This window comes from Bacillus sp. 7894-2, from assembly GCF_002272225.1.
GTDB lineage: Bacteria > Bacillota > Bacilli > Bacillales > Cytobacillaceae > Cytobacillus.
This window is the reverse complement of the sequence record NZ_NPDG01000156.1, coordinates 17,042-28,466: the sequence shown is the minus strand read 5'-3', so window position 1 is coordinate 28,466 and position 11,425 is coordinate 17,042. Positions and strand designations below refer to the sequence as shown.

Sequence of the window (11,425 nt, the reverse complement as noted above, 5' to 3'; positions counted from 1 at the left end):
CTCCCAAAAAGGCAAAAAACGCCTTTCCGTCAGGCTCGTCTTGTGCTTGTCGGGGGTGATCGAGGCGCTTCTGCTTTTCTAGTGAGGTGTTGAACATGTACATAGAATTAACAATTGATCTGAAAAATTATGAAGTTGAACTTTTTGATCTCCGTCTATCTAACTATCACTCTGTTAAAAAAGTAGTGGATATTGTTTGGCAAGCTAAGTCTATTCCTCAGCCGCCCCGGGAAGGATATTGGGTCAGAATTCCCAACAAGCAAATGATTCTGTCAGGAAACGATAAGCTGGCAGAAAAGGGGATTACCACTGGGGACCGTTTCGAAATTTTATAAAGGAGCATTTAAAAATGTCAGAAAAGAGTCAAACCTACCTTGAAGAGCAGCTTGAAGCGGTTGTCGAAACAGATCATCAATCCCTTACTATTCTTTTCCAAAGAGAGAAAATTAAAGCTGATGCTGCTGCGGAATTGGAATTGCTCCAGGCGATGGAATCAGCTATTAAAAGGGATATCCATTTAACAGAGGATGAACTGCGCCTCGTCCTGCAAATTCCCTCAAATTACTTAACCTTTTCCAAATTAAAAAAGAAAGACCAAAGAAGCAGATGGATTTTCTCTTCGCAGCTTCTGAAGCTTGTGAAAAGTCATCCGTATTCCAGGCTGCATCTCATCATCTGTCCTGAAAACATTGTGGCGGATGAAAGCCTGTCACCTCATTTGCTTCATTATGGTGTAAGTGAAAGCCTTCCGCCCTATGAAACCAATCAGGAAAAACTCTGGATGGAATTGAAAGCGACCATCGCTTCTGCTGTAGATGGAAATCGTGCCTTCCGGGATTACCTTAGCCTTCATGAAACCATTGAATTGTCGCCCGCAGCGGCAAGTGTCATTAAGGCCAAGGATGAAAATGAATTGTCAGACGTCATCAGGACTAATATAGAAATGCTTGAAAAGAAAGATAAGGAATATGCCAAGATTCCGCAAAAAAAGTGGAAAGCCACAAGATATTCGGCATGGGGTCTGCTGATTGCTTTAGTGCCTTTCGTTGCTTTCAGCCTATACTCCCTTATCTTTACTCAGCCAAAACAGGCAGCTTTTATTAATAGCCAGGAGCATTTCCTGAAAAGCCAATATAGTGAAGTTGTGACCGAGTTATCCAATTATGATATTGATCAGATGCCAAGGGTGGTACAGTACGAACTGGCACAGTCCTACATAATAAATGAAGCATTGACAGAAGACCAGAAAGAGAATGTCCAAAATACAATCACCCTGCAGACGGATCCCCTTTACTATCATTACTGGATTCACATCGGGAGGGGAGATGCCAAAGAGGCTCTCGATATCTCGAGGGATCTTGAGGATCGGGATTTAATTCTGTTCGCATTGCTTAAGTACCGTGAAGTTGTCAAAGCGGATGATAGCCTTGAATCCGATGAAAAACAGCAGAAAATCGACGAAATTCAAGCAGAGATTGATGAGTATTTAGAGGAACAGAAAGCTCAGGAGGAAGAGGAGCAGCGTCTTCAGGATGAGCAAAGCAGCAGCGAAAATAATGAACAGGCAGTAAACCAGGAGTCTGAACAAAAAGCTGCTGAAGAAGAAAAGCCTGCAGATGCAAAGGCAGCTGAAACATCTGCTGAAAAGCCTGCCGAGAAGAAGGAAGAGGCAGAAAAGACAAAGCCAAATTAAGATAGACAGGAGGTGGAGAGATGGAACAGTTATGGTTGTTTTACAGCGATTACTGCCAGCAGCTGTCTATGCCAATTGAAAAAAGCGGCAGGATCACCATCGGTCCTGAGCTCGAACAGCTGGTGACAATAAGGGAATTTCCTTTTACAAAAGGAATTGTGTCCATAGAAAAGCACGACAGCTTCTATGAAGTTAGGCAGAATGAGTCGGTTCTCGGAAGGCTGAACGATGGAGAACCCTTTCACATAAATGATGCGGGGGAAATCCTGACGATAATAGTAACCTCTGAAGCCCTTAAAAGCCAAACCTACTACTCCGGCTATCAAAGGGAAATAGAGATTTCCTCTGATAATCCGGATGCTTCCATTTATAAAAAGAACGGTATTTTAATGGAAGCCAGCCAGTCTTTTGATCTGATAAGAACCAAAAAGGGCTGGATGGCAGAGCCGGGTTCAGGACAGCTTTATATAAACGGAAAAAGAGTTGAAGAGAGGACCTTCCTTGAAATGGGAGATGTGCTGTTCTTCCCCTTTATGTCTATAAGAATAATAGAAGAGGATCTTTTCCAGATTGATAGCTTTGAATACTATGAATCAAAGCTTCCCATTACCATCAGGCCGCAATCTGAGATGGCAAAGAAATATCCGCTCTACCGGAGAACGCCAAGAATGATCTATGAAATGCCGGATGAGAAGGTTTCCCTATCCTTTCCATCACAGGAGCCGGATGATTCAGGCAGGGGATTATGGCTGATTATCATGCCGCCGTTGATTATGCTGGTTGTAATGGGTATCGTGGCTTTGGTTCAGCCAAGAGGGATTTTTATTATCATTTCCATGGTCATGTTCATGACCACTTTAGTGACTTCCACCGTCCAGTACTTTAAGGACAAAAGCAATCAAAAAAAGCGGAAAGAGCGCAGACATCGGGTTTATACTGCCTATCTGGAAGAGAAGCGAAAAGAGCTGCAGGCATTGTCTGACCAGCAGAAGCATGTTCTGGAATTCCACTTTCCGTCTTTTGAGAAAATGAAATATTTTACGGGCCATATATCTGACCGCATTTGGGAGCGGCCTCTGCAGAGCTTTGACTTCCTTCAATTCAGACTGGGTACCGGAAATGTGCCTGCGAGCTATGAAGTTAAGGTTAGCTCAGGGGATATGTCAAACCGTGAAATCGATGATCTTCTTGAACAGTCACAGCAAATGGAGAAAGTGTATAAGGAAGTTAAAAATGTGCCTGTGGTGGCTGACCTTGCCAAGGGGCCAATCGGGCTGATCGGAAAAGAGTCGGCTGTTAAAAATGAGATACACCAGATCATTGGGCAGCTGGCCTTTTTTCACAGCTATCATGATGTGCGGTTCGTATTTATTTTTAATGAAAAAGAATATAAAAAATGGGAATGGCTCAAATGGCTTCCGCATTTCCAGATGCCGCATGCACATGCAAAAGGGCTGATATATAACGAACAAACGAGGGACCAGCTGCTGTCTTCCCTTTATGAAATCCTGCGTGAAAGGGATTTAGATGAAAATAAAGAGAAGCAGGTGTACTCGCCTCATCTCGTGTTCATCATAGCCAATCATCAGCTTATTGCAGATCATGTGATTCTGGAATATTTGGAGGGTGACCACTCCAATATGGGAATCTCCGTAATCTTTGCAGCAGACTCAAAGGAAAGCCTGCATGATAATATTCAAACCCTTGTCAGATATGTCAATCAGGAAGAGGGGGACATTCTGATTCAGGACAAAAAAGCTGTGAGCGTCCCATTTAAGCTTGATGCTCATCAGAAGAAGGGAAATGAGGAATTTTCCCGTCTGTTAAGAACGCTTGATCATCAGGTTGGAATGACCAATTCTATTCCAAATAGCGTTTCCTTCCTGGAAATGATGAAGGTTAAAGAAGTAGGGAAACTTCCGATCAAAGAGAACTGGCTTACAAAAGAGTCTTCCAAGTCCCTAGCGGTTCCAATCGGATTAAAAGGAAAGGAAGACCTGTCCCTTTTAAATCTTCATGAAAAGGCGCATGGGCCGCACGGGTTGCTGGCGGGGACAACGGGGTCGGGAAAAAGTGAATTCCTGCAGACGTATATTCTTTCACTTGCTGTTCACTTCCATCCCCACGAGGTCGCTTTCCTGCTGATTGACTACAAAGGCGGGGGCATGGCCCAGCCGTTTAAGAACATGCCGCATCTTCTGGGAACGATTACGAATATTGAAGGCAGCAAGAACTTCAGTTCAAGAGCGCTTGCCTCCATCAAAAGTGAATTGAAAAGGCGGCAAAGGCTTTTTGATCAATATCAGGTAAATCATATAAACGATTACACAGACCTTTATAAAAACAATATGGCAAAGGAGCCGCTTCCTCATCTGTTTTTGATTTCCGATGAGTTTGCGGAGCTTAAGAGTGAAGAACCCGAATTCATCAGAGAGCTTGTCAGTGCAGCCCGAATCGGCCGAAGCCTGGGAGTCCATTTAATTCTGGCCACCCAAAAGCCGGGCGGTGTCATTGACGAACAGATCTGGAGTAATGCCCGCTTTAGGGTGGCTTTAAAGGTTCAGGACACAGATGACAGCCGGGAAATCATTAAAAACGGCGATGCTGCTGCTATTACCGTAACCGGCCGCGGCTATCTGCAGGTCGGCAATAATGAAGTCTATGAACTGTTCCAATCTGCATGGAGCGGAGCCCCTTATCTGGAAGACTCTTCTGAGACAGAGGATGAGATTGCTATTGTAACCGACCTGGGTCTTGTTCCATTATCGGATGTAAATTCACGCCAAGGGAAGAAAAAAGGCGGAAAAACAGAAATTGAAGCAGTTGTGGAAGAGATTGAAGCAGCACAGTCCTCGATGGGCATTGCGAAACTTAGAAGTCCATGGCTTCCTCCTCTTGAAGGGCGCTTAAGCAGGAAGCTTTATCGCGCTGAGGAGAATAATGAAATTCATTTAGGAATGGTGGATGAGCCTGAGAAGCAGAGCCAGTATCCATTAAGCTATCAAATCATAGAGGATGGAAATGTAGGGGTGTTCGGCTCCTCCGGTTATGGAAAATCCCATACGATTATGACACTACTGCTAAGCATTGCCGAAAAGCGGTCTCCTGAAGAAGCACATTATTATATTTTCGATTTTGGCAATGGTTCACTCCTTCCGTTAAGGCAACTGCCGCATACGGCCGATTTCTTCCTGATGGATGAAGAGCGCAAAATTGAAAAGTTCATGAATCTGATCAAGGATGAAATTGCCCGCAGAAAGCTATTATTCCAGCAGCAGGAAGTCAGCGGAATTAAGATGTACAATTCGATGAGCAATGAAAAATTGCCGCTCGTCTATATCACATTTGATAATTTCGATTTAGTAAAAGAGGAAATGCAGGAGCTTGAAACGCAAATTAATCAGATTGCCAGGGATGGACAGTCACTCGGCATCTATATGATTTTCGCCGCGACACGGATCAATTCTATCCGGCAGTCGCTCATGAATAACCTCAAAACAAAAGTGGTCCATTATCTGATGGACAGCAGCGAGGCTTACTCCGTTCTGGGAAGGGTTCCGTTCGCACCTGAGCCAATACCGGGAAGAGCCATTATTAAAATGGAAGAGGCCTATTTTTCACAGGTATTCCTGCCGGCAGAGGGCAGGGACGATTTCGAAATCATGGAATCGATCCGGGCCGACATTCAGGAGCTGAAGGAGAAATACAAAGACTGCAGTCAGCCTGAAGAGGTACCGATGCTTCCGGCAGAGCTTAATACGGTTAACTTTACCCGTTACACTGGAGGAGAGACTCAGCCTGGACTTGTACCAATTGGACTGGATGAAGAATCCGTCAAACCTGTGTATGCAAACTTCAATAAAACGAAGCATTGCATAATCCTTGGGCAGGCCCAAAAAGGAAAGACAAATGTTCTTAAGCTCATGATCAATCAAATGCTGGCTCAGGGTGCTGAATCTGTCGGTATTTTCGATTCCTTTGACAGAGGATTATCATCCTATGCGAGTGAGGAAAAGTCAGTCTATATCGAGACAAAGGAACAGATCAGCGATTGGGCAGCAAAGGCGGAAGAACAGTTATCCCAAAGGGAAAAAGAATATCTTAATGCAATCCAGCATGGCAATACAGATATAGCCTTTTCGCCCATCGTGCTGGCTGTGGATGGATACTCCCGTTTTGCACAGACATTGGATAACAGCCTGCAGGAGAGAATGGCAAGGCTGATGAAAAATGGAAGCCATCTTGGCTTTAGTGTCATCGTGACAGGCAGCAATAATGAACTGACGAAAGGATACGATTCCTTAACGGCAGAAATCAAACAGATCCGCCAGGCGGTCGTTCTGATGAAAAAATCAGAGCAGACACTCTTTACCCTTCCATACGACCGGAAAGAGGCAGAGATACAGCCGGGATATGGTTATTACGTTATAAACGGAAAGGAATTAAAAATTCAAATTCCTTTATGTGCCACTGAAAGGAAGGTCTTAGCATGACAGCCAAAACAAAATACATCGTGAAAATGGTTTTGGTGATGCTTCTGATTATCGCCGCGCCAGCCATCTTTTTTGGCACCATTGGCGATAATCCTCTGCTGGTCAGGGAGAATGCCACAAGAACCATAGCAGTTGTTAATGAAGATACAGGCGCTGACAAAGAAGATAAATCTCTTGATTTTGGAGAGGAAATAACATCAATTCTCGAAGACGGTTCACAATATGAGTGGACTGTCATAGGCAGAAGTGCTGCAGAAAATGGCTTGAGAAATACCAAGTATGACGCAGTCGTTTATATTCCTTCCAACTTTTCAAAGAACATCATGTCCTATGAAAGCCAGCAGCCTGAAAAAGCAAATTTTGAATATACCGTTCAGAACCAGCTGAACTCACTTAATCGGGAAAAGGTTCTGCGTGAGATCCAGACAGCCACCAACCGTGTGAATGGAAAGATTTCAACCTTGTACTGGACCTATGTATCACAGGACCTGGAAAATGTGAAATCCCAGTTCGATACCATTTTACAAAAAGAAATAGACTTCCAGAATGCCATGCTCGCTTTCTATAAGCCCAGCTCAAAGAACCTGGCAGCGGAAATCGAACAGCAGCGCAATATGCTGGAGAGCATTCAGTCGACAGTGAAGACAGCAGCAGAGAGTACTTCAGAGGGTGAAAATAACCTCAGTCAATTTGAAGAGAACCTTGGCTCGTTTGTACAGTTTGTAGATCAGTACAAAGAATACCAGGATAATCAGCAAAGTATCCTTCAAAAAATGCAGGATGAAAATGTAGTCGATATTCAAGCTGTTGCGGGACAAAAGATGCCAGCTCATATGGATGCTCTTAGTGGCGATTTGACTAAGGGAGAACTGGAATTGGGCAATGGGATAGCGAGTGTTGAGGCTCAACTTGAAAATAATAGTGAAGCATTTGGAGAGATTTCAGCAATCCCTAAAAATCTAATTGATCAAAAATCAGAAGTTGAAGATGTAATAAGTACGATAATAGATCAAGAAAATGAAGGTCTGTCTAATACCAAGATAAAAATGATTTCAGCTAAAAAGGAGCTTTTGGCTTCTGAGGGTGGAGGGGACATACCGGAAACGGTATCTACTAAAAATAATAACCAAGTAAACCAGCTTCAGCTACCACCTGAAAATTCCGACGAAGATTCTTCTCTACCTGGTACGGAAAATGAAAGACAAGAATTAAAGAATATAGCTAATTCAATTGATGCTTTAAAATCTTCGCTGGATTCTATCGAAGGAGAAAAACCGGATCAGGTCATTGCAGCAATTCAAGAGTTACCAACTTTGGCTGAAAAGATAAGGAATGTTGAAAAAAACCTTGAATTGATAGACTCAGGAGAGAATCCTCTAAAAGATGATCTGGATGAGTTAACCAACAAATATGAAGATCTTATTGAGGAATATAACGAAGTATTAAGTAAGGTTGAAACTTTACTAAATGAAAATCAATTGCTTAAGGATCAATTGGGATCTTCAGTAAGTTTTTCTTCTTTAATAGAACTTATAAAAGAAAAAGAGCAGAAGTTGCTTCAGTTGGATACTTTAGATGGTGACGATAAGAAAATTTTACAGAAAGAAATTGACAATCCCCATCCAGTTAAACTTATGCAGTATTATGCTTCTCTTGCACAATATGAGGAGATGTTAGGTTCATCCAATTTAGAAGAACTAACTCAACTCAAAGAGAAATTGAATACTACTATAGGGATAAATGAGGAAGAACAAAAAGCCTGGAATGATTTAGAGACCTCTCTTCCAGAAGCCGGGAATAAACTGATAGATTTCGAAAACCAATTTGTAGCATTCTTTAAAGAGTACAACGAAAAAATTAATGCACAGCAAAAAGCCATTGATACAGATCTGTCCGCTCTGCAGGAAAATGCAAATTCGGTTAGGGAGCAAATTCAAACATCCTCAACGAATACACCAGTTCCTGTAGATAGCATTGACGGAACTTCCGTTATGGTCAAACAGGAAGGAATCAGCCAAAGAATGCTGATGATTAATGATCTTGTTGGATCTATCGGAGAAAACCAGAGCAATATCGTATCCTATACAAACGAGCTTGAGCAAAAGGTGCAAAGTGTCCAGCAGGATGCAGATACACTGAATTCCAAGTGGGGCTCGAACGTAGAGACAACTCAGATGTTCCGGGATGATATTTACAATCTTCTTGGAAACACCTATGTGAATGGCCAAAAGAATGGTCCGGTATACGAGCAATTATCCAGCCCGCTTCAAATCAGCGGAGAAACAGCTGAAAAGAAAGAGGAAAACAAGCTGCCGCCGGTTGTCGTATTGGCCATTGTCCTGCTCAGCAGCTTGATGATCGGATACTTCAGCCATTATTTCAAAAATGCGCCGATGCTCGTCCATGCATCCATGTTTGTGCTGCTGAATCTAATTGTTGGTCTGATTATCAGCATATTCGGACTCAATATTTACTCAATGGAACAGGATCGCGCAATTGAGTGGACCATTTTCACCATATTGCTGCTGACGGCAGCCTCAGCCATTGTACTGGCAGGGTTCAAGATCGGCAATTTGGCAGGATGGATTCTGAGTGTAGGGCTCATCGCCTTCTTCATCAGTCCGTTCCTTGCTCTTACAGCACCGAATATTAACTATGAAGACCCAATGTCCAAGGTATATATGTCCATTCAGTATGACTCACAAACCCTGTTTATTCCGGCTATCCTCATACTGCTTGGCATTATTGCCTTCCTTGCCATCATTCCATTTGCAGTCCGGTCTATAAAGGACCTGCGCACAAAGAGGGATGAGGACCAGGCATATGAAGCTTAATAGATTCCTTAAAGTAATAGTTCTGCTCCCGGCGCTTTGGCTGCTGGCTGGCCAATCCGCCGGGGCGACCCCTGACTTTAATAACGTAACGCCGAATACCTATGAAAAAAAGGAATTCAAAGAGAATACCGATTACTTGCATGAAAAATCGCTTTATGAAAATAAGAAAGAGATCCCCGAAGAACAAAAGGATCTTACTTTTACAAAAAAGAACCTGGATCCTTTGAAGGAAGTGAAGGAGAAGCTTTTCGACGGCGGTGAAACCACTACTAATACCATCACTGCAAAAGCGGACCAGCTTCAGCTATTTTCCGATTCGAAACAGGAAAGCTTTTTCAAGGCGGAGGATCAATCAACCGCTGAACAGGATAACAAATTAATGATTCTTTATAGTATTCTGCTTGTAATTGCCATAGGTGTAATTATGGGATTCCTCATTCCGAGGATGGCGAAGCAGGCTGACAATTAAATAATTCCCGTACATGTCTCCGGTTTGGAGACATGTACATAATTACTGCAACCAAATTCTTCAGCAAACTCCTCTCAAATAACTGCCCTCTAAAAATAGAATAAAGAATTAGGGATGTAAGAAATAACGAGACTCTAAATAAAAAATTTTTAAAAATGAGGTGTCAAAATGAACTCATCACATGTAAGAGCACTGGCAAGGGTATTTCAGACAGCTTCAGATGATATTAAAACAGAGGAATTCAAACTAAAGCAAAGTGTCCAAAACCATGCAGACGAATGGAAAGGGAAAGCCAGGGACAAATTTGATTCGGCATTGGAAGAAGCTGGCGTCCTCTTCCAAAGGCACTCGGATAACCTCTATAACATCAGCCGAGAATTGGAAAGCGCTGCGAATGAAGTTGACAGAGTCAGAGAAGAAATTGAAAGACAAAGAGAATTAGAGAGATTGGCTAGACTTAAAGCGGATTGAAGAATAATAAAGATTGGATGGGTTTTTTATGTCTAATAATGAAGAGAAGAAAAAAGGTTCATATGACAAGAGTAAAACGTATGATGAAGGTTGTGCTCCGGGGTGTTTTGATCTTTTTTTATTGCCAATGCAAGTATTAATTGCAGGCTATCAAATAATAAATTTATTTTAATTAGAAAAATAAATCGAATAGAAAAGAGGTATTGAAATGGGAAATGAAATTTCTGTAAATCCAGATCGCCTGGAAGACCTGGCAAATGACATGGTTACTCGTTTGTCCAGAATTGAGGACGAATACAGAAATCTCCATATGGAGCTTGCAGAGTTAATCAATAGCGCTCCGGCGGAATATAGGCATTGCTTCTATCATGTAGGAGATCCATGGGGTACTGGTAATCAGCTTACCGGGCAGCTTAGTGAAATGGAAATTGACCTGCGGATGGTTGCAAATAAATTTGCTGAAGCTGATAATCTTGTGGGTAAGCTGTATAAGTTGTATGAGCAGTATGGTGCTGTAACAGCTCTTGGAACCCTTATGACAAAACAGCTTGCTTTTTATGGGCTGGGGTTTACTCAATTTTCCAAGAATGCTGAAGGTGTATTCACGTATAAACATATGGCGGCCCTTCAACAAGTAACAGATAAAATTGATGAAAATAAAAAGTTAAGAACGATGACAAAAGCGTTCCTGAGTCCCTTCTATTTGAGAAGTAAGTATAAAGATGTATCAATAGCAGACTTGGTTCATAAAAAGGTTGCTAAATATCTTCCGGATGATGTGGTGAAATTCACCGAAAGTTCCAATACATTATATAGAAAAACTCTTTTAAGAACAGTAGACTCTACAGACTTTAAATCTTTTGTTAAAACTGGAGCAAAATTTGCGAAAACAAATGCAGCTTCTACTGTATTATTAACCGGGATAATGGAAGCCGGCGGAATGGGATTAAAAATCTCCGAAAATTACTCGAAATACGGAGATAATCCCGATGTTCTAAAAAGAGAAAATGCTAAAGCGGTAGGAAATGCCGTTAATAAAACGTTAGCTATCTCAGGTGGAGCTATTGCTGGAGCAGCTATAGGAGGAGCTTTAGGAAGTATGGTTGGTCCGGTCGGTACTGTAGTGGGAGCTGCTGCAGGATCTTTCGTGGGAGGACTTGTCGGGGAAAAAGCTGCTGAATTGACTGCAGGATTTGCTGAAAAAGTATCAGTTCTGCTAAAAGAGCCTATACACTTTGGGGTTGAGAAGTTTAAAAGCGGTTTTGAGAAAGCAGGTAAGGCAATTGATGCTGCCAATAAAGGAATTGATATTGTTAACAACCAGCTTAAAGAAACCATTGAAGATCCAGTTGGGAAAATTAAGGATATCGGTAAGGGTTTATCTAAAGCAAAAGAGACAGCAGGTTCTTTAATAGAAGGTGCTAAGGGATTTTTGGACAAAAAATTATCGTTTTTTTAGGGAGGT

Annotated in this window: 8 protein-coding genes; all 8 read left to right on the top strand. The window is 42.2% G+C overall.

What is annotated here, in order from left to right; translation table 11 throughout:
- Nucleotides 1-95 precede the first annotated feature (95 nt).
- The 8 genes from yukD (at nucleotide 96) to CHI10_RS21295 (ending at nucleotide 11,419) form a co-directional block, all read left to right on the top strand.
- A complete protein-coding gene (gene yukD, locus CHI10_RS21325) occupies nucleotides 96-335 on the top strand; it encodes an ESX secretion system protein YukD (RefSeq protein WP_095246152.1) in 240 nt (79 codons plus the stop codon).
- A gap of 14 nt (nucleotides 336-349) precedes the next feature.
- Nucleotides 350-1,693: a type VII secretion protein EssB gene (essB, locus tag CHI10_RS21320; protein ID WP_095246151.1), complete on the top strand. Its 1,344-nt coding sequence runs from the start codon at nucleotides 350-352 to the stop codon at nucleotides 1,691-1,693.
- A gap of 20 nt (nucleotides 1,694-1,713) precedes the next feature.
- A complete protein-coding gene (gene essC / locus CHI10_RS21315; RefSeq protein ID WP_095246150.1) occupies nucleotides 1,714-6,186 on the top strand; it encodes a type VII secretion protein EssC in 4,473 nt (1,490 codons plus the stop codon).
- Nucleotides 6,183-9,020, top strand: a complete 2,838-nt coding sequence (esaA, locus tag CHI10_RS21310) for a type VII secretion protein EsaA (protein WP_095246149.1) — start codon at nucleotides 6,183-6,185, stop codon at nucleotides 9,018-9,020. Before essC ends, esaA begins: the two co-directional genes overlap by 4 nt.
- Nucleotides 9,010-9,489 (top strand): type VII secretion protein EssA, encoded by a 480-nt coding sequence (gene essA / locus CHI10_RS21305; protein ID WP_095246148.1) that lies wholly within the window; start codon nucleotides 9,010-9,012, stop codon nucleotides 9,487-9,489. The genes esaA and essA overlap by 11 nt, the downstream gene beginning before the upstream one ends.
- A 168-nt stretch (nucleotides 9,490-9,657) precedes the next feature.
- On the top strand, nucleotides 9,658-9,960 hold the full coding sequence (locus tag CHI10_RS21300) for a WXG100 family type VII secretion target (RefSeq protein ID WP_048010869.1): 303 nt from the start codon (nucleotides 9,658-9,660) through the stop codon (nucleotides 9,958-9,960).
- Nucleotides 9,961-9,988: 28 nt separating this feature from the next.
- Entirely contained in the window at nucleotides 9,989-10,132 is a 144-nt protein-coding gene (locus tag CHI10_RS22515) for a hypothetical protein (protein WP_179289097.1), read from the top strand.
- A gap of 36 nt (nucleotides 10,133-10,168) precedes the next feature.
- The gene (locus tag CHI10_RS21295) at nucleotides 10,169-11,419 is read left to right on the top strand and encodes a WXG100 family type VII secretion target (protein ID WP_095246147.1); all 1,251 of its coding nucleotides are present in this window, start codon (nucleotides 10,169-10,171) and stop codon (nucleotides 11,417-11,419) included.
- The last annotated feature ends 6 nt before the right edge of the window (nucleotides 11,420-11,425 follow it).

Excerpts from the sequence above, each read along its gene's own strand:
- CHI10_RS22515 (WP_179289097.1), top strand. The coding sequence starts at position 9,989 with ATGTCTAATAATGAAGAGAAGAAAAAAGGTTCATATGACAAGAGTAAA.
- yukD (WP_095246152.1), top strand. The coding sequence starts at position 96 with ATGTACATAGAATTAACAATTGATCTGAAAAATTATGAAGTTGAACTT.
- CHI10_RS21300 (WP_048010869.1), top strand. The coding sequence starts at position 9,658 with ATGAACTCATCACATGTAAGAGCACTGGCAAGGGTATTTCAGACAGCT.
- essC (WP_095246150.1), top strand. The coding sequence starts at position 1,714 with ATGGAACAGTTATGGTTGTTTTACAGCGATTACTGCCAGCAGCTGTCT.
- CHI10_RS21295 (WP_095246147.1), top strand. The coding sequence starts at position 10,169 with ATGGGAAATGAAATTTCTGTAAATCCAGATCGCCTGGAAGACCTGGCA.
- esaA (WP_095246149.1), top strand. The coding sequence starts at position 6,183 with ATGACAGCCAAAACAAAATACATCGTGAAAATGGTTTTGGTGATGCTT.
- essA (WP_095246148.1), top strand. The coding sequence starts at position 9,010 with ATGAAGCTTAATAGATTCCTTAAAGTAATAGTTCTGCTCCCGGCGCTT.
- essB (WP_095246151.1), top strand. The coding sequence starts at position 350 with ATGTCAGAAAAGAGTCAAACCTACCTTGAAGAGCAGCTTGAAGCGGTT.